Here is a 20,581-nt window from a genome sequence, read left to right as displayed (position 1 = left end):
GCTGGGTACGTCGCCCTGGAAACTGATGCCGTCGACGAACAGGTTCAGGTTGGCCAGGGTTTCGGGAATCATTGCCATGTGATGCGCTCCTTATGCGGCCGAGTCGAGGACTTCGGTCAGCCATTGATTGGTGATCTCGACGCGGAAGTTGGGGTTCTCGGCCGGCGGCACATCGGTGAAGCGAATGTTCCAGTACACCTTGCCCTGCTCCAACTGACTGGCGGTGTTCAGCTCGGTGTCCGCGAACACCTCGAAGTTGATAATTGCACCTTGGTTCTTGAGGTCGCGCATGAACGCCTGCAGGCCCTCGGTCACGTCCTTGACATAGGTCGCGGTGATCGAGCGGTCTACCGCCCACTTGTGGCCGTACAGAATCGCGTCCATGACGATATCCATGGTGCGCACGCGGGTGACGAAGGCCCATTTCGGATCGCTCGACAGCGTGCGGTTGCCCCACAGGCGGTAGCCGTCATCGCGAATGATGGTGGTGATGTTGGCGTTGTTCAGCAGGTTGGCCCGGCAGGTGTCGTCGCCATCCAGGAACTCCACCGAGCGGGAGGTACCGGTGATGCCGACGAACTCCTTGTTCGACGGCGAGGCCCAGAAGCCGTATTCGTTATCGGTCCAGGCGAACAGGCCGGCCACCCAGGCCGACGCCGGGGCATCCACGGTCGCCTCGGCGTCGGTGTCCCAGTATTTGACGCCAGGGTCGACCATGAACGCGCGCTTGGCGCCGAACTCGGCGGCGTAGGCCATCGCTGCCTCATCGGTGGTACCGGGGCCGTCGATGATGGCGATGCCGCGCAGCTTGTCGGCCAGCGCCACCAGGGCGGTGCCGACAGCCTGGGTCGCGCTGTGCTTGGGGGTCACCAACAGCCGCGGCTGGGCATTGTAGCGGCTTTTGCCGTCCAGCAGCGCCTGCAGGCCGGTACGGGTGCCATCGGCCAGCACGCCGCCGATAATCGCCGAGGTCTGCGCGGCCGCGTCCTCGACCTTGGCTACGCCGCAGGCGACGATCACCGCCTTGGCGCGGGTGTAGATCGCCCGGCAGGCCTTGGTGATCGCCGAGTTGGCACCGAACGCGGCCACCGCCTCGCGCTCGCTGGTGATCAGTACCAGGTCGTTGGCCTTGGCGGTCGGCGTACCGTCCGCACCGGGGCCAGGGGTGAAGGTGTCGACCAGGCCAATGATCGAGGACGACGGCAGGGCAATGCTGCGCGCGCCGGTGTCGACGTTCGTTACGGTAACGCCGTGAAAGAAACCGCTCATAGACTCTCCAGATACAAGAAGGCCCCGCAGAGCAGGGCCAGGTGGTACAGCAGAAAAGAAAACGCCCCGTCAGTGCGGGGCGTCTTAAGTTTGCTCAGCGAGCCAGGCCGGGGTCGCCGGCCGATGATTTGTCAGCGGAAACTCGCCCGAGTCAGGCCAGTCACGCAGGCCGCGTCGATAGGCCTGCAGCTCGGCGTATTGCTCAGTCGTCAGCGTGGTGGCCACGCCCTCCTCCAACTCGTCGCGATGCCGGACCACCAGGCTGTCCGTGGCGGCCAGCTGCATGTCACGCCAGCCGCGTTCAACCGAGGCCAGATAGCCCGGCGTCTCCTCCGGCGCCTGCAGCACCGGATAGCCTTGGCTATTCGCCACGATCCACTTGCCCTGCAGCTGTCCGGCCTGCAGGGCGCTGTAATCCTCAGCCGTCACTTCGACCGATCCTGCCGGCACATAGCCCTGAAAGTCGAGGCTGTAGAAGCCTCCATCCGATGCAAAATAAACCTTCATATGACCCCTTTAGCTGCCCTTGGCGCGCCAAAAATGCTGGGCGGCACTGCTGCTGCCCGAATGGGAGTAGTTGAACCCCGTTTTGGAATAGCTACCCACCTGGACAGGGCCGCCACGGCTGGCGGGTGACTGCGTGCCAGAGTCCACATAGGTCATCTGGATGTTATGGCACGCGTTAGGGAATGCCATTGGGAAGGTCACCGGGGTGATCGCGCCCGGCGCGGAGCCGCCAGTCATGCCCCACATTTCGACATCGCCATTGGGCATCTTGGAGTAACCCGAGACCGAAAAAGAGGCAGCGAACAACGGCGAGTTGCGCAGCGGCTCAGTACCGAAGTGGCAACGCCATACGTTGGATTCTCGAATGGCCAGGAAGTCGCCGCCAGCGGCGAGCGTGTAGGGCACCGCCATTGACAGGTTGTTCATTGCCAACTGATCGCTGGCGGCAACAGTGACGCGCGCCGTGGTCGCCGTTGGCCCTGCTGAAATCAACACAGTCGCACCCTGGGGCACTGTCGAGGTGTCCGGCAGCGTGACCGTAACGCCGTTCGCCAACTCAATGCGCTTGCCAATGTCAGCAGCGGTCAGCGCACGGCTGGCGGCAATGCTGGTGGAGCCGCTGAAGCTGCCCAGGGCGCGCTGGACAAACTCGGTGGTCGCCAACTGGCGGCTGCTGTCGAACTGCGCCAGGGTGGGCCGATCCACATAGCTGAGCGCTGCGCTACCGCTGATTAGCGCCCAACTGCCGCCGGCACGCACCAATATTGCGGTATCGCCCATGTTCAACGTCAGTGACGTAACCAGGCCAGCGCCTGGATCGATGACGTCGCCACCTTGCACCACCACCGTCTGAGTGCCCGAGGTGCCGGAATGCTGAATAGCAAGCGAGGCGCCTTCCACCAGCGTAGAGACCAATGGCAGGGTTACCGTGTACCCCGTACCCGACAAACGAATGACCTTGCCGACGTCGGCCTTGGTCAGGGTGACGTTAGCGCCATACGTCACCGCCCCTGAAAAGCTGCCCAGCGCGCGCTGCACAAACTCGGTGGTGGCCAGCTTCTTGGTGTTGTCGAACTGCGCCGGGGTGAGCCAGGTTTCGCCCTGCATAATGGCCGAGTAGCGCAGCAGCGCCGTACCGCCGATCAGGCGCCACAGGGAGCCGTTGCGAATGAATTCAGCGGTATCGCCTTGGCCCATGACAACGTCGCCAGGCACCCCAACCGCATCAATCGAATCGCCGGCAGCAGCCGTGACCGTAAGCGTGCCTTGGCCACACAGCAACGTCACCGTAGCGCCTGGCGTGATGGTGCCACCCGTCGGCAGCGTGGCCGTCATGGGGGTGGCCGCATTGGCAAAGGCCACCAACTTGCCGACCTCAGAAAGCGCCAGAGCGGTCGAGGCTGCATAGTTCGAATAGCCGGCATACTCCACCCCCATGCGCTTCACAAACGCGGCGTTGACCACCACCGGCGTCGTGTCGAACTGCGCAGGCGTTGGGGCGGTTGGCGTACCGGTGAAGGCCGGCGACAACAGGCGGGCGAAACCATCGGTAATGTCACGGAAGGTCAGCGCCGTGGTGCCCAGCACAATCGGGGCATCGGTGATCAGCTGCCAGATAGTGTCGGCCAGGGTCGTGCCCTGCTCGACCGCCACCACCAGCCCCGGCGTTACCTCGGCGCTGATATCCGCATCCGAGGCGCGCGGCCAGGCACCCGCCGCCACGACATACAGGCCGTTTTCCTTGGCTTGCGTCTGGTTCTTTACCAGCACCCGATCGCCGGCCGCCAGCACAACACCGTCGACCGTCCGCAGACCCGACAGGGTAATGTTGGCCGTGGTGGCCGCGCGCACCGATTGCTTGTTATCCAGCTTGCTGATTTCCTCGGTGAGCCGGCTGTCGACATATTCGCGCGTTGCCAGCACCACCGACGGGTCAATTTTCAGCTGCACGTTACTGGCATTGCTGATGACCAGATTGAGGCGCACCACCTGGGTGCGACCAGAGCCCTGACTGAGCAGCGGCTTGAAGGTCGGCGGGCAGTTGGCCACCGCCACCAGGTCGCCAGCGGCATCATACAAGCCGATTTCACGAATCCACTTGCCACCCACGTCGGCCGGGATGATCTGCTCGGCGATGATGATCGCCGCATTGCTCGGGTCGACCTTCAACTGGTTGAGCGGTGCACGGCGCCACTCGTTGAGCAGCGCGGTTTGCGTGGCCACCGGCATCGGGTGCGGTGGATTCTCCAGGCCGGCCGGATTGCCATCGCCGACCGCCATCTGACTAAAGGTCCAGGGAACGCCCAGCGCATCCGCGTTAGCCTGCTTGGCGGCCCCGACATTGGTCAAGATCGCGTAAAACTGTGAAGTCTGGTCAACCATAGTTAACGTCCAGATAGTCAATAGTGTGGTCGCGGCCGCCACCGCCAATCTCGCCGGTGACCTCCAGGTCAACCGCTTGCGGCGGGTACACGGTGAGTTCGTCGCCGTCGTACACCGACGGGGCGAGATACAGGCGGCCGGTGGTTTCCAGGCTGATGGCCAAGCCGGTCATGTGCCGGCTGACCGGGCGGGCGTCATCAATCAGCCACGTCAGCTCCTGATAGGTCTCTTCACTGATGCCCTCCTCGGCCACGCCGACCTTGAGCGCGAAGGTGCCCGGCACGCCCTGGGGCACGGTCTGCCACCACTCGGTGACCTCGATCAGGTAGCCGAACGGCTCGACCACCCGGCGCAGCGCGCCGATGGTGCCCTTGTGCGCATGGATGTAGAACGACGAGCGAATCACCGAGCGCTTGACCGCCTCTGACCACCGGTCGTCCCAACGGTCGACCGACCACGCCCAGGCCAGCAGAAACAGCAGCTCGGTCGGGCAGGTGTCGGGGTTGTAGAGGCGGCGCAGCATGATCGCCAGGTCTTCGTCGGCAGCGCCCTCCAGGGCGCTCTCCAGCGGCGTGCGGTTGATCGGTAACAAGCTACTCATCAATCACCCCGCACGACCGTAAACCCCTCGCACCAAGCCGCTTGCGACTTGCTCGGGCGGATATCAGACCACCCGGCCAACTCCACGCGACTGACCCCGTCGATATGCAACTGGGCGTCGACCGCCGAACGGGCGACCTCCACCCCCAGCCGACGGCGCGGGTTGATCCATTCGGCTAGGCGCGCGTTGCACAGGGCCAGCACACCCTCGCTTTCCGGCCCAGTGCTCGCCATGTACAGCTTGGCGTTGATCTGATACGGCAGAATCTCGGCGCTCTGCACCACCACCCGGTCCGCCACCGGCCGCACATCGTCGTCGTTCAGATAGTCGCCCACCGTGGCCAGCAGCTCGGCCGAGGCCGTGCCGTTACCCTCCAAGGCCAGTACCGTGACATGCACCACGGCCGGCGTCGGGCTTTCGGCGGTGGCGTCGGCCACCAGGCCCGAGGCGTTGCGCGCATGCAGGATGTAGCTGTTACGCGGGCCGGCCGTGGTCAGCCCCTCATACACCAGCTGCACCCGCTCACGTAGGGCGTCGTCGACTTCCATCACCTTGGCCACCGGTGGCACCGCCGCCAGGTCCTCGGCCTGAACCACCAGGCGAGACAAGCTGACGTTGGCGGCCAGCTGGTCGAGGTCGGAGCCCTTGGCGTAGGCCAGCATCAGCGCCTTGGCGGCATCGTTGATCCGCGAGCGGTTGAGCAGCTTGCGGTAGGCCCCGACCTCCAGCAGCTTGGTGACCGGGTCGCTCTCAAGGTTCGCGCTCCAGTTGTCGCCCATCAGGGCACGGAACGCGGTCAGGTCGTCCTGATACAGCTGCTCATAATCCAAGTCTTCCAGCACCTGCGGCGCCGGCAGCTGGGACAGGTCAATGGTACTCATGCGCTTACCTCGATCACCACGCTGTCACCCACATAGGTGCCGGTCAGCGACAGGGTGACCTGCCCGCCCAGCACCGCCACCACGCGCACGCGCTCCAGCTGCAAACGCGGCTCCCAGCGCCCCAGGGCGCGCGCCACCTCGGCCTGTACCGCGCTTTTCCAGCCTTCGTTAACGGGCAGGTCGATGTAGCGCCGCAGGCTGCTGCCGTACTCCGGGCGCATGCGCCGACTTCCGACGGGCGTGGTCAAAATGTCCTCAATGGACTGTTTCAGGTGGGCGACGCCGGAAAGCGGCTGCCCGGTGCGGCGATCCAGTCCGATCATTGGCTATCCCTGCTGCTCGAAGTCAGGACGCTTGCGGAGGTAAGCGATAGCCGCCGAGTCATCACCCATCACCACCACCCGAGCACCCGTGACGCGCAATTCTCGGAAGCTCGGCATGAGCAGTACGCGTTCCGTGTACTCCTTGTCCCGGAAAGTGATCGGCTTAGCCGGTTCCGGTGCTGCGACGATCACCTGCCCCTCCACCTCAGCGGTCACCTCTTTTTCTGCTTTGGCCATGCTTCCTCCAGATACGAAAAAGCCCGCGTTTGCGGGCTCGATTCAGTGTTTGTGGTTGGCCGTGTTGCCGGCCGTATCAATGATCCGGCCGCCACCGTTGATGTCGCCTGTGACCTGCAGAGGCCCCACAATCTTTACGTTACCGGTCAAGGTGATGCTCGCTGACTCGGCCGTGATGGCGTCGTCGGTGAGGACCGCCTTGGTGCTCCCAACTTCAATGGTCACCGTGCCGGACGGCACCTTGATGGTGTAACTGCTGGCCGCCCAGTCGTAGACCAGGGAGCCACCATCATCGAAACGCCAGACTTCGACATGGTCGCGGTTGTCCGGCTGGTCACCGGCGTTGCCGTACAAGCCCGGAACGAAGGTGCCCTGCGCCGGCTCGCCGCTCGGGCTGACCAGCACGCCTTGCTCTCCCAGACTGGGCGACCGCCAGTGACGGGCCTTGCCAGCGGCCTGGGCGTGCCAGCGAACCCAGGCGCTCGTCCAGTTGCCGCCATCCGTAACGCGTACACGCGCCGCCGCGAGATCTACGCCGACCACTGTGCAGGGGATCAGCATGCTGGCCAACATGCGGTCATGCTGAGCTGAGACGTAACTCATGCCAAATCCTCCGGCGCTTGGTACTGATGTTCGCTGCCGGGACCAGTATCCGGGCTGAAGCCAAACACCAGGCTGCCGGACGGCTGGTTAGGCCAAGGCCACTCCTCGAAGCCCAGGTAGATGACCTGCGTCCACTCCACGACCCACACCGCGCAGTTGTCCAGCTCGGGCCGCGACCAGTCACGCTCGGCGCGCATGAACTGGGCGAACTCCACCGGCAATCCCCAGGACTGCATACGCAGCAAAACCGTCAGTTGAGCTGCGACGAAAGCGGCGATATGCAGGCAGTTAGGCTCTTCCTGGCCCACAATCACCCGTGCTTCAAAGCGAGCATCCACGGCAACCTCACCCGTGCCAGGATCCTTTTCAGCATCCTCGAAGCCCGCCAGCTCAAGCACGACAGCAGGCAGGTCGACCTGCTGAACCCCTTCGGGCATGGTACCGACGTAACACAAGGCGGGAACGGTCTGCCGGATGTGCTCCTCCATCGCCGTGTACACCCGGCCAAGGGGAATCGGATCGTCATCCATTGCCTGTTCTCCGCAAATGCTTTTGCAGTTCAAAGTTCAGTTCCTGGGCCATCACCACCAGCAAGCGCTCGTGGGCTCGATTGGTCCAAGACTCGAAATGCGGTCGGACTTCCTCCAGCGAGATCTTCGCTTTGGCCAGCGGAAAGCGACTGTCGTTCTCCCCGATCCAACCGGAGCGGCGACCACCCCGACCAGACACCTCGCTGTCGGGGTAATCGCTCGCGTCGAAGTGCTTGCTCGCCGTGCGAATCCAGATGTCCGGGTTGCTACCGTAAACGCGCTTAAAAAACGCGCCTTGATAGCGGCGACCGGCCACGGATACTCCAGAGCGTCCCTGCCGAGGTCGGCCTGCCCGGCTGGCCTCAATCGGGTTGATACCGAACCACAATCGACCCTGGCCATTGCTCGACACCGGAAAGATTTTGAGCCGTTGCCTGACCGCTGCAATGGCGATCCGCTCCTGGCGGCCCACATCCCGCGAGATGTGGGTGCGGAGCCACCTGAGCGTCTTGCTGATAGCCCGACGCTGAGCTGCGGCAATGGCCTTGGGCACCAGGCTGGCGAACTTCTCGAAACCCCGCACGTCGTGCGGATCGGCCTGTAGCGTGATCAACCCGCTGCTGGCCGATGGCTTGTGGTAGCTGCCAACACTCATGCCCGCACCTCCCTCAACGTCAAATTGATCCAGCCCGTACCATCGGGCTTGCGGCTAGCGATGACATACCGGCCGCCGCCATCCTCGGGCGCCAGCTTCACCACCAGGTGCAAGCCCTCCTTGATGCCATTCGCGTGCATGATCCGCACAGCGAATACGGGCTCCCGCAGCCCAGTATTGATCTGGCCGAGCTTGGGCTGCAGCCAGGGCGCCGAGAAAAATCCCGGTACCGGGTCTGCTATGCCCTCGATCTCGGCCTCGTCGCCCAGGACGTCCAACAGCGCCCCATCCATGAACGCTGTTTGTTCACGGAAGGCCATGATCAATCTCCGCTGTCATCATCATCGTCGCCATCGTCATCGTCGCTCCCGTCAGGATCGGCGATCAACGGGGTTGGTTGACCTGTAGGCGGTGCAGTGCCTGGAGCGTTCGACGCTGGAGCGCGGTTGGCACGGCCGGTGTTGATCTTTCCGCGCGCAACGATTTTGCCCTCGGCCAGCAGAAGCTCCCTGATTTCCGCAGAAGGCGGCACGTAGACCTCATTCTTGCGAATGATCTTGGAGCCGCACTGTATGCAGCCATCAACGACCACGTACTCGATTTTCGCCATGTCACACCACCTTGCCGTAGAGGAAGGCGTTGGGCTCCAGCATGCCTGCCAGCACAGCCGATTGGACTTTGAGCCAGCGTACGCTCGGCTCCTGAGTGACCCAGGTTTTAGGGAAGCGGGCCGCTTCTACCAGGCCGCTCTCGATGGCCTCAAGGTCCTGAATCGCGGCGTACAACATGGCGTTGCGTGTCGAAGTGGCCCCCATGATGACGCCGCCAGCAGGGATAACCGGTTGCTCGTCGCCTTCGTCGTCCAGGTACCACTCGTCGTAGGCGTAAATGTCGATGCCTGGGTCGTTGAGGTAACCGAGGTAGGTCACCCCATCGGGCAGTTCCTCAGGCTTGATGAGGCCCATGTCTACGCGCCGGCTATTGAGTTGCTTGAGCACAGCTTCGTTGCCCTGGAAGGCGTCCTGCGCTTCGCCGCTGAAGACGGCCACGTTGGCGGAGCGGCCAGAGTCCTTGGCGATCAAGCGGCGCCACTGCCGAAGGTTGGCGATAGGGTCAGATTCGCTGGTGTTCCAGCGACCGGTGGTGAGGGTGACCTTATGGGTGTCTTCCATCAGAAAGTCGATGGTGTCGTCCACACCATCACCCACAACCCGAACTCGGCCGGTGGTCAGGGCCTGGGCGCACATCCATTCCTCACGACGGATGATCTGCTCATCCAGGTCCAGCAGGTCTCTACCCAACTGCTCGCCAGCTCGTTCGAGCGGGGTACGGGTCGAGTAAGGCGTTTCACCGGGGCTTCGCTTCAAGATCAGATCAGCAGTGGTGGCAAGCTTTGGCTGGATGTATGGAGGCTCGTAGGTGGACTTTTGGAAGCCGGTGCGCGACGAGACACTGCCAGGCAATGTGGGATGGACGAACGGGGCCATTTTGCGTTGGCCCTTGTAAATGTCGATATCCACCGTCTTGGTGCCGAACGTCACAGGGCGCCCGCCATTGAAGAAGGTGTTCATCAGGAAGCGTCGAGGCGTCGCCATCTGCTCAACGGCTTCCAGCATGGTCAGGGTGTCAAAGATATCCATAGGGGCTCCGTTAGCGGATGAAGATGCAGAGAGGGCGCAGTGCTGCTTTCGCAGCCGCGAGGGTCAGGCCATCGCCGAGGGTGAGCTGGCTACCGAGCACTTGACCGGTCAGACGAATCGGCGCGTTCTGGGCGCTTTCGGTGGTGTTAACGTCCTTGTCGAGGATCGCCACCGGAGTTTGCGACCCGTCCGCGGCATCAGCCTTGCACAGGAGGTACTCGCCGGATGCAGTCACCTGGCCCAGCACCGCGCCACGCGACAGTTGCTGACCGGCTGCAATGACGCCGGACTCCATGACGACGGGGAAATCACCCGCCGAAAGCTGGCTGGGGATGTAGGAACTACGTTCTGGGTTTGCCATGGTTGCCTCCTATTAACGGCGCGATGCGCCTGCAACGATTGCGCTGACAGCGGCTTTGCGCTCGCCTTCCTTGCCGCCTGCGGGTGGGGTGACGCCGCTCACGCCCTGAGCATCGCTTTTGATGCCGGCCAGCGAGATGCCACGATCTTGGGAAGCCTTGAACAACACCAGGGCGGTCGCTTCAACGGAGGTGCCGTCATCGATGGCGGCACCGATTTCCTTCTCGAAGCCCTTGGCGGCGAGTTCATTGATGCCCTTGATCCGCGCGCGCTCGGCAGCCGTGGCCTCAGCGCGGATCGCGGAGGTATCAGGCGCATCGGCCTGGGCGATTTCAATGGTGTTCGGGTCGGTACCAGCCGCGATTGCTGTCCGCAGTTCAGCCGTGGTTTTGACGGTAGTCATGGTGTGTATCCTTGGAGAGTTGATGGCCGGCTTGGCCAGTTCGGTGATCAGGGATTCCAGCGAGCCCACGCGATTGGCCAGGCCGTGCTTGACGGCGTCGGCGCCGACGCGGATGCCGCCGTGGTCGCCCATCGCGGGCACCTTTTCGGCAGACACTCCGAGGTTGCGAGCAACCTTGCTCACGAAAACGTCGGCCATGGCGTCGATGGTTTCGCCCATCTTGGCGCGGCCCTCCTCGGTACCGAGGTCAGGCCGTTTGTTCGGCGCATTGCGGCTGACAATCTGGTAACGGGTGCGACCGGTCTTCTTTTCGTCCTCGACCACCGCCTCGACAACGACGCCGATGCTGCCGGCCAAACTGGCCTCATCGATGACGATCTCGCCCGCCGCCGAGGCGATCCAGTAGGCCGCGCTGGCTCCGATGCCGCCTATATAGGCGACGATCTTCTTGCGTGACCGGCCCGCGTAAATCATCTCGGCCAGCTCGTTGATGCCTGACGCGACACCACCTGGGCTGTCGATGTTGAGCACGATGGATTTGACCTTGGGGTCGTCCAGTGCGCGCTGTATGTCAGTCGCCAAGACCTGGGTGCTGGTAGCACCGCTGATCTCGGTGAAGAGGTTGGCGTAACGGAAGATCGGACCAACGACCGGGATCACCGCCACGTTGCCGCGCATGGTGACTCGTCGGGTATCTTCCAACCGCTCGCCGCGCTTGGTCGCCAGCGCCACCGGATCGCCCATGCGGTCGGAGATGGTCAGCAGGTTGTCCAGGGCGTCGGGCAGCATCAGCCAGGGCTGCGAGGCAGCCAGCTCAAGTGCGCGAGGCATGGTTATTCCTCTTGGGGATTAGGTTCAGGCGGGGTTTCCAGCCCGCTCTTGGGCAGGGGCTGCATGCTGTTGGCTCGACGGAACTCGACCTCTCGGACGCGCTGTCGAATGACCTGTTGCCAGGGCTCACCCGTCATGGATGCGGTCTCAAGCGTTTCGTTGCTCACCCCAATGTCGATGCGCTCGCGGGCGGCCTTCGCTTCCTTGAGTTCATCAATGGCACCACGCGCAGGACCGATCCAGATGGCCTGGCAGTAAGCCTTTCGTTTGGCCGGCTCGCTGTAACCGGGCAGATTGATCAATCCTCTGGCCACCGCCTCGTCGATGATCAGCTCGCGGCTGGGCTGGCAAAAATCGCAGGCCAGCCACCACCGCCGCAGACTGTAGAAGCGCCAAGCTTGGAGCATGGCAGCACGTGCAGCGCTGTAGCTGCTGCTGTAGTGCAATAGCAGCTCGTCCAGCGGCAGTTCCAACGCAGCACCGATCTCCTTGACGACCGCAGTGAAGAACGGGTCGAACTGGGCGTTGGGCCGGCTAGGGTTCGCCACCATTGGCTCTTCCCCTGGACCAAGGTCCACGATAGCTCCCTCGCCCAGCGAGATGGCACCGTCCGAAGTGTCGTCGCCTTCCGGTCGCTCATCAGCCAGCGCCGACATCGGCAGGTTGCCACGGTCGAACTCGCTGCCCTTCTTGATAAACACGGTGAACATCGCCGAGATCACGGCGGCCATCAGTTCGGCGCTGCTGTAGCGCTCAAGCTTCTGCAGTGGCTCCAGCACTGGCGAAAGGTACGGCGCGCCACGCTTCTGGCCTGGCCGCTCCTTGTCAGCCATTACATGCAAGACCCGGCGGCGGCCTGTTTCAGCACCGAATACGCTCAAGCGCTCCCAGGTCAGCGCCTTGCCCGCCAGGTGCTCGCCGGGGTAGCCAGCGCACACGTGGTATGCGACCGGCGCTCCCACCGCATCGAATTCAACCCCCTCGACCATATCAACGCGGTCCATGCCGCTGTTCGGGTTGCCGACACGGTCGGACTCGATCAGTTGCAATCGCGTGCTGAAGATGCAGCCGGGGCGCTCTTGATCGGGACTGGCCACGAACACATCACCGGCGACGAGGGAGGAAACGAGCACCAGGGCTTGCAGTTGGTAGTGGTTGAGCGTCGCTTCGGCGTCGCATTCGCGGGGGTCGTCAGCGTACATCGACCACAAACGGTCCAGCTGGGCGTTGAGCTGTTCGGCCTCATCTTCGGTGATACCCACTGCCTCGAAGTCGACCTGGGCGCGACAGACCAGGCCGGTGCCCACAACGTTGGTACGCAGCCGCATGATCGCCGCACGTGCGATCAGGTGATTGCGCATGGCGTCGCGGGAGCGCGCCACCAGCATACGGCGCTCGCTCTTGTTGAAGTCGCGCCGAGGACTGCCCAAGCCCGGAATCCAGCTGGCCATGCTGCGGAGCACCCGCGAGGCACCGCGCCAGCGAGTTTCAACACCGCCACCTCCACCCTGCGCGACGATTTTCCGGTCATCTGCTGTAGCCCTGGCTACCCGGATCGCTTCGGCCATCAACTGTTCGGCCGCAGCTTCCTGTTTACGAAAGGGCCACATGCTCAAAGCCCCACATAAGAAATGCGGTTGCGGCCACGCCCTTTGGTGGCGGCTTGTTCAGCCGCTACCTGGTCGGCGTACTGTTTCTCCAACAGCCGCAGGCTATTGAGTTCGGCCAGTTGCAGCTCGCGATCCGAACGGCGCAAGCGCTGGCCGTTCTTCAGGACGGCCGATATCGCCGCCCTCACTTCCGCAAGGCGTTGCTGTGCTTCTGTCATGGTGAACCTCGGTTAGCCGACGCGGCTCCGGGTGCCACGGCCGCGTGACACCACGCGACGAGGCATCGGCGCCACCGCCTGCTCAGTAGTGAAGAGAGTGGGCTGCAGCAGCTGCTGCTCCAGCTGGTCCCATTCGTGATCGCGCAGCAGGTGGGTCTTGAGGCTGCGGGCTGCATGCAAGGCGTACACCTCACAGTCCAGCGCCTCGTTGCGCCGGCCCGCTTTCTTTTGCCAAACCATCTTGCTGGGGTTGCGCGGGTGCGGCGCCAGCACCTCGTTGGTCACCTGCTCGTAATAGTCCGAGCGAATTTCGCTGTACCAGTGCATGCGGCCCGGCCCTGCGCCCTTGAGCTTCATCCGGCCATCGATCAGCGTTTTGGCCTTGTGGGTGCCGACGATGAATACGCGCAGGCCATACTTGGCTGCCTTTGTGTTGTCCTGGCTGGTGTCCGCCGACAGCGCCGGCTTGGTGAAGATTTCCCGATCCCGGCTGTCGATGGACGCGCCCTTGATCGCCATGATGTTGAAGCGCTGGCGATCTCGAACGTAGGTGTACACCGCATCGCTGGTGTTACCGTCAGAGCTGTCGATGCTAACTGCCGACACGGCGAGTTGCGCACCGCTTTCGGTGGGTATCGGCGTTGCGATGATCTTGTCCAACGCAGTCCATACGGGGTCGTGTGGATCGATGGGATTGCCTGGCAACTCGCCCCAGTACAGCCTCCAAGACTCCTCGCCTCTTCCCCAGCCAACAATGATAAGGGCGAGGCGGTCGCCCTGAACGTCGACGCCGACCGTAACCAGCAACGTGCCTTTAGGGGCAGTCAGCTCGGCATAGGGCTCGGCGCGCTTCTCCAGTTCGTCCGTCTTTGGCGCATCGCTTTTGTACTCGTAGCTCTCACCCATCGAGCTGTTGGTAAAGGCAATCATCGGCCCGATGTTGCCCAGCCGCATGGCGTGTTCCGCCTGCAGCTTCTTTTCCATCAGCACCTCGAAGCGAGAGCCGTGGAAGGTCGCATACAATTCGTTGAGGATGTATCCGGCGATGCCCCGAAACTCGGCAGTAGCCTCCCAGCGCCCGTGCTTGAGGTTGGCGTTCTTCTGGTGGTCGTCCCAGATTTCACCGCAGTGCGGACAGGCGTAATACGCGGTTTCTGGACGCCGCTTGCCATACACCTCATGGTAGTAGTGCGGGTCTTCGTCGCAGTGCAGATGCTCGAAGCTCAAAGCATGCGATTCCCCGCAGCCGTGGCAAGGCACCAAGCCCACGCGCTTGTCCGACAGTTCCAGCTCGGCATCGATAGCCGACAGTCCCTTAATGGTGGGGGTGCCGCCGATGATGATCTTCGAGCGCCGAAACGTCTTAAGACGCTCTTTGGCCAGCTTGATACTGTCCCCCTGCCCCCGCAGGTTGAGGTTGCAGTCATCGGGTTCTTCGATGGCCACCTTTGGAACCGGCGTGGACTTCACGCTGGCCGGGCTGTTGGAGCCCACCATTTTCAGGAAGCCGCCAGGGAACCGTTTGAAGTCCTGCCGTTGCTGCAGCTTGCGGCTGCGAAGGTCCACTTTCTTCCGCAGCCGCTTGGTGGCCTCGATCATCGGCTCCAGCTTTTCCGCGACGTACTGTTTCGCCGCTTCGGCCTTGGGGAACAAAATCAAGATGGGGGATGGCTCAAGGTCGATCCACTTGCCGATGGCATTGCCCAGCACACCCGACGTCCAGGCCACCTGTGCCGACTTTCGCCCGACGATCTCGGAGACGTTCGGATCATCCAATGCTTCAAGCGGACCACCCGGCCAGATCAAGTGCGGGGTAATATCGAAGCGATACTTACCTGGTGCAGCCGACTCTTCCGGCGCAAGCCAGCGAAATCTGTCGGCCCACTCGATGATGGTCATTTTAGGCGGGGGCGCCCATTTGCGGCAGACCCGGCTCATCGCTTTACTCGCCGACTTCTTCAGAGCCCTCCTCGTCGTCCGACTCGTCAGGATCCCCAGCGAGATCGTCGTCCTCGTCATACGCGGACAACCTCCTCAGTATTGATTCGATGGGCTCGCGGATTAGCTGGTCATCGACCTGCACTCCGTACTTCGCCGACAAGGTCGCCGCCAGCTCATCTGGGAAGGTGTTGAGCAATTCGATTTTCGCGGCAGTGATCACGGCCTCGAAGCGCTCGACCATTTCGGCCTCAATCACCACCTCGCCCAGCTCACGGGCCAACGCGATTTCCTCGCGATCACCGCGCAGACGGTCGAGGCGATCTCGCGTCGATTCCTTCTTGCCGTTCAAGGCGGCTTGGCGCATCAACCATTCGATCACCACCTGAGTGTCGTACTGGTTTTCGTTGCCACGGCCCACGCCAAACTCGATCACGGGCATGCCGTCCTTCTGCCAACGGCTTAGGGTCCGCTCATCACGACCGATGATCTCGCCCAGCTCGCCCTTGCTGACTGTCTTACCCATCACTAAGTCCTTGAAAAGACGGACATCCCTGCAGGAATTTCAGCTGCAGAGAAACCGCGAGTCTGCGTACCCGTGTAGGGGGCGGCCCGGGGGGAGGACCCAAAAATCGGCAAATGCCTACAGCCCCCCACCCCCACCCCCGGGGCGGTCACTGCCCCGCCTCGCCACTGGCCGGCGGCACCTGCTCGACGCCCAGCCGCTTGGCGGCCCAGCGCTCGTACAGGCCAATCGCAACATCAGCACCGGCAGTTGCAGTCAAGCAACCAAAGGCAGCGGCAGCCCAGATCGACGCCCCGGCCGAGTAAAGCAGCATGATGGTTGCCATACCGCAAACCACACATGCGCCGGACCGTAGAGCAATCCGCCGGACCAACGCCCAGCCGCGAGCACCCGCTCGATCCGCACGCCACATTTCACCCGACACCCCGCCGACCAGGGATAGCACGATCACCATCCAGATCGGCATCTCGACTAACGCTTGTTGCTCGCTGTTCATGTAAGCCTCATTGGCAAAGCACGGCACCGGAAAAAGAAAACCCCGCCGGTTGGCAGGGTTCTCGATGCACCGACAGGTCGGGGCGGGTTGCACAGCACAGTGCTTGTTGGGTCAGCGCCTAAGCGCACTTTTCACATCGTGGTGACTTTTTACAGGTCACCGGAAAAACCGAAAAGGGGGTGTTTTCGGTTATCCGCTTCGGCGCTACTTCGGCGCACCTTCAGCGCACGCTCGGCGCATAGTGACCCGACGAACGGTTTGCTGCCGGACGCGACCAGCGCGGGCCGCAAGAATGGCAAACACCTGCAGATGCAGGGCTTTTACCCAGTTGCGATAGGTGCGATCTGCATCTTCCGCCAGCCCAACTACCCTCATTTGCTCCCGAATAGTGAAGCCCAGTACGTAGCGCATCTCTGCCAGCTTGGCCAAAGTTTCCCCCCGCTTGTCCCGCCGTTCCAGCTGGATGACAGCAGCATCTACTTCTGCCGATGAGTGATCCATACCAGCACCGGCAACCAGAATGCGATGACCCGATACGCCACCGCGCGGTGCAGCCCCCTTCCATTCCATGATCGTCCCCATCTGGCTACCCAGACTCGCCTTAAGCCCAACCAAGCGGCGCTGCTCCCCCCAGTGGCGCATCAGTTCGCCCACCAGCCGCAGGCGCTCGGCGGGATCGATAAGCTCTGCCGTATCGACCTGGTGCTGCGTGACGCGCAGTAGGAGACCCACTTCCTGATCCATACTCATCGCCATTCCCCCCAAACCAGCACCCAACACACATTTCCACAACCCGACACAAACCCAACACAAGCGAAACCCAATAAAATCAATTGATTAGCTGAATGTGTGTTGAGTGTGTTGGGTTTGTTGGGTTTATTGGTTCTCGCATAGAGTTTTTTTTCTTCGGTGATGGCATTCCAAAAAAATACGCGCACGCGCGCGTGCGTGGACAAACCCAACACACCCAACACACCACCCGTGCAAGCCAATGATTTCGGGCAATCCGAATGTGTTGGGTAGACCAATCCAACCCGACACAAACCCAACACACCCAACACACAAATAGAGGTAGTCATGCCGCAAGCACCCTCTTCACGTGGTCCCAGCCATCAACGTTCCAGCCAGCCAACTTCGCCCTGGCGCGCCACTCGACGACGTTCTTGCCCAGCTCGGCCGACTTCATGGATGGGGGCAGGGAAGGATCACCATCGTCAGGAAAGAAGAACGCGGCAAATCGCCGGTTATTGCCATCGGTCCAGGGGATCGCGCGGGTCTTCTCAACCTTCGCGCTGAGCATCAACGAGAACTTCGTCTGGCTCATCACGCCTTCCCGGTTGTGCGAGCACCACTCGGCGAACATGGCGTACACATCGCTTGTCAGCGCACAGCCCCACAGGCCGCGCCCCAGCTCACCGGCACGCCAGAGATAGAAGAAGGTCTGCCAAGCAGTGCGGCTCAACTCAACCAAGCGCTGGCGAGCCTCGGTTTTGGGCGGCCGCGTGCGCTGGTTGAATTCCCCCAGCTCGACATCAAGCAGCCAGCCGTACAAGGCAGCCACTCCACCGTTCGCTAGCTCCCGGCTGATCGCCTTCTGGCGCTCTGGTGGCAGCGTCTCAAGAGGCCACATCACCAGCATCCGTCGGTCATCTTCGCTGATTGGCCACGGCATGATCTCGTTGCTGAGGAACGCCGAGTTCATATGGTTGGCCTCTTCCCAGCCGTTGATGAACTTCGACTCCATGCGCACCGTCTTGCCAGTGATCATGTGTTTGATCTTGCCTACCTGGTTGTAACGCTGGTCGCGGCTAACAACCTCTTCAAACACCGCCCACAGCTTGCGGCTCTGCCAGGCGTTGAAACTGCCTTCCAACTGGGTCTGCCCGACCGTCGCGCCATACTGGCCATATAGCTCGCCCATAACGTCTGCGAACATGAGGCTTTTGCCTGAGCCCTCCATGGTGGAGTGGAACAGGATTGCCGTGTCCATCTTCGCGCCCATGTGCTGCAGCGGGTAAGCCAGCCACTTGACGAGCCATTCCAGCGCCTCCTCGTCGTGGTTGCACAGGAAAGAGATCAGCCAGCGCAGGTTCTCGCAGGCCGCGTCATCACGCACGGGCTCGAGCGGCAAACCCTCGAAGGTGTTGATGTAGATAGCCGGATCTTTGGTCATGGTCGGGTCGAACACAATGTGATCCACGTCGACGACACGGCGGTCCGGGCTGTTCAGCCACCACTTGTATTCATCACCCAAAGCCATCTTGACCGCGCCTTCAGGGATACGGCGCTTCTTCTCCCGGTCCCAGACATCCTTGGTGCCGTCGATGTAGACGTACCGCTCAATGGGATCCAGCTTCAGGGCTCCGCCCTTCTTAGCCGCCAACCTTTTAACCTGCTCCAGCTCCTTCACTTGGTCGAGCGACATCAGCTTTTTATCTGTCCGCTCCATCCACTGCTTGGCGAGCGGCTTGCCTACCAGCGCCTCGAACCCGACACGCTTCATCGACTGACCTTTGTCTAGATCCCATACGTTAGTGGAGCCCTCAACCAGGGCGAATCGGCGCATAGCGCTCTTCAGCACCAGACCATCCGCCCCCTCCCCCCCGGAGGCCGAGGAGGCGGCCGAGCTGGGCGCTTCAACGTCCGATGGGGCGCGGGGAAGCTGCTCGGTATCGCTGTTGGCGAGCGGAGGAAGCTCGACCTGCTCGACAACCGATGGGGCATGGGGAAGCTCACCTACTGGTGGCGGCGCAGGCGGACGGGACTTCGCGTCAATACCGAGGATCCGAGCAGCCGCTCTTGTTGCAGCCCTCTGGTCGCCGCCGTGATCTAGGATGCAGAACACATCGAATGCATCGTTTTTGTGCCCATTGGCCAGAGGATCGGAGCTGTGGTGGGAGAACAACTTGTCGTCAATAATGCTGACACCTGCCAGACCACTGCTGCTTTGTGGGCAAAGCCATTTGTCACCACGACGTTCGTAGCCATGAGCCTCAATGAGCGTGGCGATATCGTGGGCCTGGTTGAATAGCGCAATCACTGCAGGAAGATCGCGCCCATTGCGCATTGGTGCGGGACGAGGTTGCGCAGGCGCAGTCCACTCAGCAGGCACCTTTTTGGGTAGCCACGGGCAGACCGCTTCAGCTCTGGGCTTAAACTCGTCCCAACCTTGCCAGATCGCAAGCAACTGAGGGGGTAGCTCAGGCAGCCCCTGCGCAGATGGCGGTGTGCGCCACGTGTAAGGCTGGCCAGTGCCAGGGTGGATGGAAGGCGGCAGCACGTCTTGCACTAAGCCGGCACGCAGCTCGAAGACAGGAATTTTCTTGAATGGTTCTGCTGCTATTTTTAGGGCCGCTTCTCTTTCAGCGTCGCCAACATCCCTAGCGGCCTTGGCCTGCGTCATGAGCGCTTTATGAATCGACCCATCCGGATCCGCCTTGCTTGGCCAGGTCAAGGGATGCCAGCTGAGTTCAACGCCGTCGGGGACACGGAACATAATGCGAAAACGCGCCGGGTTGCCCACCGACGTCGGGTAAGAATCCGCCAGTGCGTCCACATCTATGCCGAGCAACTCGCTCAGGATCTGCCGAGTGCATTGCACCTCATCAACGTCCAGCGAACAGACACGACTCGGCCCGAGCACAACACCGAGGTTGTGATTCGGGCTTACAGTCCAAAACGCTTCAGCCTTCGAGGCGTCCGTGAAATAGCCACCTGGCTTGTTCCAGCCGGCACCCTTCGGCCCCTTCTCACCTGGTTCAATCGGAACCAAGGCGAGATCGAAGGCTTCAATGTACCGCCGCGCCCAATCAGCTGTGGTAGAGGTTGGGCGCTCGCTCATCTGCGGCGCTCCCGCAGTTCCTGGCAGCTGATGCAAGTTTCGCACCCCGCCACCAGTTGCTGCCGCACCTCCGGGATTGGTTCATCGCAGTCTTCGCAGAACTGCGCGCTCGGCTTAGTCGCTGGGCGAACGCGGCGCTGAAGCGCCACCTGCAGGTGGTAGTCGGCCTGGTCATTGGCCACATCGATCACATCAGCCATGAGCTTCGTCCTCCATGGCCTGACGAGCACCCGCCATGATGGCCAACACCTGGCGGATCACATCCATGCCGCGCTGCTCAAGGTCGAGCACTTCGGCAGCCGTCCACACGTTGTCAGCGGCGCCGTCGTGCAAGGTACCGACAAACTCGCTGGACTCCTCAAGCAGCTTCGCTACCGCCTGCAGCGCTTCATTGGTTGCTGGGACTGGCTCCGGCCGGTACCAGACGGCACCTGCAGGGCGCACGAGCGCATCAAGCAGCCGTGGATCAGCGGTCCAGCGGACGATCTCTTCAATCTCGTCCGGGCTGGGCCAGCGCCGCTCTTCGGTGGGGTGAAGTTTCTTCTGCAGGGCATCCACATCCATGACCATATCGAAGGCCAGCTTCGTGATGCCACCGTGATAGTCGCGACCAGCGCGATAGAGCGCCTGCCGCAATGCGAGGACCGGACCGGCGTCCGGCAATAGATCAACGCGACTCATAACCGTAAATCCTCGGTTTACGGTGTAGTCACAGGGCTTTCAACGTCCT

The 20,581-nt window shown here is 62.2% G+C and carries 25 protein-coding genes and 1 pseudogene; all 26 read right to left on the bottom strand.

Annotated features, from left to right (window positions below; translation table 11 throughout):
* Window positions 1-78 (bottom strand): annotated as a pseudogene (locus tag F6X59_RS17330) (phage tail protein); the annotation flags it as partial.
* A gap of 12 nt (window positions 79-90) precedes the next feature.
* Complete coding sequence (locus F6X59_RS17325; protein ID WP_152957279.1) at window positions 91-1,269, bottom strand: phage tail sheath family protein; 1,179 nt, start codon at window positions 1,267-1,269, stop codon at window positions 91-93.
* Between the two features lie 84 nt (window positions 1,270-1,353).
* Window positions 1,354-1,776, bottom strand: coding sequence for a phage tail assembly chaperone (locus tag F6X59_RS17320; protein WP_152957278.1), 423 nt, complete (start codon window positions 1,774-1,776; stop codon window positions 1,354-1,356).
* A gap of 9 nt (window positions 1,777-1,785) precedes the next feature.
* Window positions 1,786-4,158, bottom strand: a complete 2,373-nt coding sequence (locus F6X59_RS17315) for a phage tail protein (protein ID WP_152957277.1) — start codon at window positions 4,156-4,158, stop codon at window positions 1,786-1,788.
* Window positions 4,151-4,759: a phage tail protein I gene (locus F6X59_RS17310; RefSeq protein ID WP_152957276.1), complete on the bottom strand. Its 609-nt coding sequence runs from the start codon at window positions 4,757-4,759 to the stop codon at window positions 4,151-4,153. The genes F6X59_RS17315 and F6X59_RS17310 overlap by 8 nt, the downstream gene beginning before the upstream one ends.
* Window positions 4,759-5,640, bottom strand: coding sequence for a baseplate J/gp47 family protein (locus F6X59_RS17305; RefSeq protein ID WP_152957275.1), 882 nt, complete (start codon window positions 5,638-5,640; stop codon window positions 4,759-4,761). The genes F6X59_RS17310 and F6X59_RS17305 overlap by 1 nt, the downstream gene beginning before the upstream one ends.
* A complete protein-coding gene (locus F6X59_RS17300) occupies window positions 5,637-5,963 on the bottom strand; it encodes a GPW/gp25 family protein (RefSeq protein WP_152957274.1) in 327 nt (108 codons plus the stop codon). Before F6X59_RS17300 ends, F6X59_RS17305 begins: the two co-directional genes overlap by 4 nt.
* A 3-nt stretch (window positions 5,964-5,966) precedes the next feature.
* Window positions 5,967-6,200: a hypothetical protein gene (locus F6X59_RS17295; protein ID WP_152957273.1), complete on the bottom strand. Its 234-nt coding sequence runs from the start codon at window positions 6,198-6,200 to the stop codon at window positions 5,967-5,969.
* A gap of 42 nt (window positions 6,201-6,242) precedes the next feature.
* Window positions 6,243-6,803 (bottom strand): phage baseplate assembly protein V, encoded by a 561-nt coding sequence (locus F6X59_RS17290; RefSeq protein ID WP_152957272.1) that lies wholly within the window; start codon window positions 6,801-6,803, stop codon window positions 6,243-6,245.
* Window positions 6,800-7,333: a hypothetical protein gene (locus F6X59_RS17285; RefSeq protein ID WP_152957271.1), complete on the bottom strand. Its 534-nt coding sequence runs from the start codon at window positions 7,331-7,333 to the stop codon at window positions 6,800-6,802. Before F6X59_RS17285 ends, F6X59_RS17290 begins: the two co-directional genes overlap by 4 nt.
* Entirely contained in the window at window positions 7,326-7,988 is a 663-nt protein-coding gene (locus tag F6X59_RS17280) for a hypothetical protein (protein ID WP_152957270.1), read from the bottom strand. Before F6X59_RS17280 ends, F6X59_RS17285 begins: the two co-directional genes overlap by 8 nt.
* Window positions 7,985-8,308 carry a hypothetical protein gene (locus F6X59_RS17275; RefSeq protein ID WP_152957269.1) on the bottom strand — a complete coding sequence of 108 codons (324 nt, stop codon included), beginning with the start codon at window positions 8,306-8,308 and terminating at the stop codon, window positions 7,985-7,987. Before F6X59_RS17275 ends, F6X59_RS17280 begins: the two co-directional genes overlap by 4 nt.
* Window positions 8,309-8,310: 2 nt before the next feature.
* A complete protein-coding gene (locus tag F6X59_RS17270) occupies window positions 8,311-8,598 on the bottom strand; it encodes a hypothetical protein (protein WP_152957268.1) in 288 nt (95 codons plus the stop codon).
* A gap of 1 nt (window position 8,599) precedes the next feature.
* Window positions 8,600-9,628 carry a major capsid protein gene (locus F6X59_RS17265; RefSeq protein ID WP_152957267.1) on the bottom strand — a complete coding sequence of 343 codons (1,029 nt, stop codon included), beginning with the start codon at window positions 9,626-9,628 and terminating at the stop codon, window positions 8,600-8,602.
* Window positions 9,629-9,638: 10 nt separating this feature from the next.
* Window positions 9,639-9,989, bottom strand: a complete 351-nt coding sequence (locus tag F6X59_RS17260; RefSeq protein WP_152957266.1) for a head decoration protein — start codon at window positions 9,987-9,989, stop codon at window positions 9,639-9,641.
* A 12-nt stretch (window positions 9,990-10,001) separates the two neighbouring features.
* Window positions 10,002-11,222 (bottom strand): S49 family peptidase, encoded by a 1,221-nt coding sequence (locus tag F6X59_RS17255; RefSeq protein WP_152957265.1) that lies wholly within the window; start codon window positions 11,220-11,222, stop codon window positions 10,002-10,004.
* Window positions 11,223-11,224: 2 nt separating this feature from the next.
* Window positions 11,225-12,832: a phage portal protein gene (locus F6X59_RS17250; RefSeq protein WP_152957264.1), complete on the bottom strand. Its 1,608-nt coding sequence runs from the start codon at window positions 12,830-12,832 to the stop codon at window positions 11,225-11,227.
* Window positions 12,833-12,834: 2 nt separating this feature from the next.
* Window positions 12,835-13,050, bottom strand: a complete 216-nt coding sequence (locus F6X59_RS17245) for a hypothetical protein (RefSeq protein ID WP_152957263.1) — start codon at window positions 13,048-13,050, stop codon at window positions 12,835-12,837.
* Window positions 13,051-13,062: 12 nt separating this feature from the next.
* Window positions 13,063-14,949 (bottom strand): phage terminase large subunit family protein, encoded by a 1,887-nt coding sequence (locus F6X59_RS17240; protein WP_178120102.1) that lies wholly within the window; start codon window positions 14,947-14,949, stop codon window positions 13,063-13,065.
* Between the two features lie 43 nt (window positions 14,950-14,992).
* Window positions 14,993-15,514: a terminase small subunit gene (locus F6X59_RS17235; RefSeq protein ID WP_152957261.1), complete on the bottom strand. Its 522-nt coding sequence runs from the start codon at window positions 15,512-15,514 to the stop codon at window positions 14,993-14,995.
* A 148-nt stretch (window positions 15,515-15,662) separates the two neighbouring features.
* Window positions 15,663-16,010 carry a phage holin family protein gene (locus F6X59_RS17230; RefSeq protein ID WP_152957260.1) on the bottom strand — a complete coding sequence of 116 codons (348 nt, stop codon included), beginning with the start codon at window positions 16,008-16,010 and terminating at the stop codon, window positions 15,663-15,665.
* Window positions 16,011-16,214: 204 nt separating this feature from the next.
* Entirely contained in the window at window positions 16,215-16,754 is a 540-nt protein-coding gene (locus F6X59_RS17225) for a hypothetical protein (protein WP_152957259.1), read from the bottom strand.
* 2 nt (window positions 16,755-16,756) lie between these two features.
* Window positions 16,757-17,089, bottom strand: a complete 333-nt coding sequence (locus tag F6X59_RS17220; RefSeq protein WP_152957258.1) for a hypothetical protein — start codon at window positions 17,087-17,089, stop codon at window positions 16,757-16,759.
* Window positions 17,086-19,851, bottom strand: a complete 2,766-nt coding sequence (locus F6X59_RS17215) for a bifunctional DNA primase/polymerase (protein ID WP_152957257.1) — start codon at window positions 19,849-19,851, stop codon at window positions 17,086-17,088. Before F6X59_RS17215 ends, F6X59_RS17220 begins: the two co-directional genes overlap by 4 nt.
* Window positions 19,848-20,051, bottom strand: a complete 204-nt coding sequence (locus tag F6X59_RS17210) for a TraR/DksA C4-type zinc finger protein (protein ID WP_132846510.1) — start codon at window positions 20,049-20,051, stop codon at window positions 19,848-19,850. Before F6X59_RS17210 ends, F6X59_RS17215 begins: the two co-directional genes overlap by 4 nt.
* Entirely contained in the window at window positions 20,044-20,532 is a 489-nt protein-coding gene (locus F6X59_RS17205; RefSeq protein WP_110631375.1) for a phage regulatory CII family protein, read from the bottom strand. Before F6X59_RS17205 ends, F6X59_RS17210 begins: the two co-directional genes overlap by 8 nt.
* Window positions 20,533-20,581: the final 49 nt, after the last annotated feature.

It is taken from the genome of Pseudomonas sp. MN1F, from assembly GCF_009391885.1.
Classification (GTDB): domain Bacteria; phylum Pseudomonadota; class Gammaproteobacteria; order Pseudomonadales; family Pseudomonadaceae; genus Aquipseudomonas.
The sequence above is the reverse complement of the archived record's forward strand: the minus strand, read 5'-3'. Positions and strand labels throughout refer to the sequence as shown.

Coding starts and splice junctions, on each gene's coding strand:
- F6X59_RS17250 (WP_152957264.1), bottom strand. CDS start 12,832: ATGTGGCCCTTTCGTAAACAGGAAGCTGCGGCCGAACAGTTGATGGCC.
- F6X59_RS17315 (WP_152957277.1), bottom strand. CDS start 4,158: ATGGTTGACCAGACTTCACAGTTTTACGCGATCTTGACCAATGTCGGG.
- F6X59_RS17310 (WP_152957276.1), bottom strand. CDS start 4,759: ATGAGTAGCTTGTTACCGATCAACCGCACGCCGCTGGAGAGCGCCCTG.
- F6X59_RS17235 (WP_152957261.1), bottom strand. CDS start 15,514: ATGGGTAAGACAGTCAGCAAGGGCGAGCTGGGCGAGATCATCGGTCGT.
- F6X59_RS17255 (WP_152957265.1), bottom strand. CDS start 11,222: ATGCCTCGCGCACTTGAGCTGGCTGCCTCGCAGCCCTGGCTGATGCTG.
- F6X59_RS17230 (WP_152957260.1), bottom strand. CDS start 16,010: ATGAACAGCGAGCAACAAGCGTTAGTCGAGATGCCGATCTGGATGGTG.
- F6X59_RS17305 (WP_152957275.1), bottom strand. CDS start 5,640: ATGAGTACCATTGACCTGTCCCAGCTGCCGGCGCCGCAGGTGCTGGAA.
- F6X59_RS17280 (WP_152957270.1), bottom strand. CDS start 7,988: ATGAGTGTTGGCAGCTACCACAAGCCATCGGCCAGCAGCGGGTTGATC.
- F6X59_RS17295 (WP_152957273.1), bottom strand. CDS start 6,200: ATGGCCAAAGCAGAAAAAGAGGTGACCGCTGAGGTGGAGGGGCAGGTG.
- F6X59_RS17245 (WP_152957263.1), bottom strand. CDS start 13,050: ATGACAGAAGCACAGCAACGCCTTGCGGAAGTGAGGGCGGCGATATCG.
- F6X59_RS17210 (WP_132846510.1), bottom strand. CDS start 20,051: ATGGCTGATGTGATCGATGTGGCCAATGACCAGGCCGACTACCACCTG.
- F6X59_RS17300 (WP_152957274.1), bottom strand. CDS start 5,963: ATGATCGGACTGGATCGCCGCACCGGGCAGCCGCTTTCCGGCGTCGCC.
- F6X59_RS17225 (WP_152957259.1), bottom strand. CDS start 16,754: ATGGATCAGGAAGTGGGTCTCCTACTGCGCGTCACGCAGCACCAGGTC.
- F6X59_RS17265 (WP_152957267.1), bottom strand. CDS start 9,628: ATGGATATCTTTGACACCCTGACCATGCTGGAAGCCGTTGAGCAGATG.
- F6X59_RS17215 (WP_152957257.1), bottom strand. CDS start 19,851: ATGAGCGAGCGCCCAACCTCTACCACAGCTGATTGGGCGCGGCGGTAC.
- F6X59_RS17325 (WP_152957279.1), bottom strand. CDS start 1,269: ATGAGCGGTTTCTTTCACGGCGTTACCGTAACGAACGTCGACACCGGC.
- F6X59_RS17270 (WP_152957268.1), bottom strand. CDS start 8,598: ATGGCGAAAATCGAGTACGTGGTCGTTGATGGCTGCATACAGTGCGGC.
- F6X59_RS17290 (WP_152957272.1), bottom strand. CDS start 6,803: ATGAGTTACGTCTCAGCTCAGCATGACCGCATGTTGGCCAGCATGCTG.
- F6X59_RS17320 (WP_152957278.1), bottom strand. CDS start 1,776: ATGAAGGTTTATTTTGCATCGGATGGAGGCTTCTACAGCCTCGACTTT.
- F6X59_RS17275 (WP_152957269.1), bottom strand. CDS start 8,308: ATGGCCTTCCGTGAACAAACAGCGTTCATGGATGGGGCGCTGTTGGAC.
- F6X59_RS17240 (WP_178120102.1), bottom strand. CDS start 14,949: ATGACCATCATCGAGTGGGCCGACAGATTTCGCTGGCTTGCGCCGGAA.
- F6X59_RS17285 (WP_152957271.1), bottom strand. CDS start 7,333: ATGGATGACGATCCGATTCCCCTTGGCCGGGTGTACACGGCGATGGAG.
- F6X59_RS17220 (WP_152957258.1), bottom strand. CDS start 17,089: ATGACTACCTCTATTTGTGTGTTGGGTGTGTTGGGTTTGTGTCGGGTT.
- F6X59_RS17205 (WP_110631375.1), bottom strand. CDS start 20,532: ATGAGTCGCGTTGATCTATTGCCGGACGCCGGTCCGGTCCTCGCATTG.
- F6X59_RS17260 (WP_152957266.1), bottom strand. CDS start 9,989: ATGGCAAACCCAGAACGTAGTTCCTACATCCCCAGCCAGCTTTCGGCG.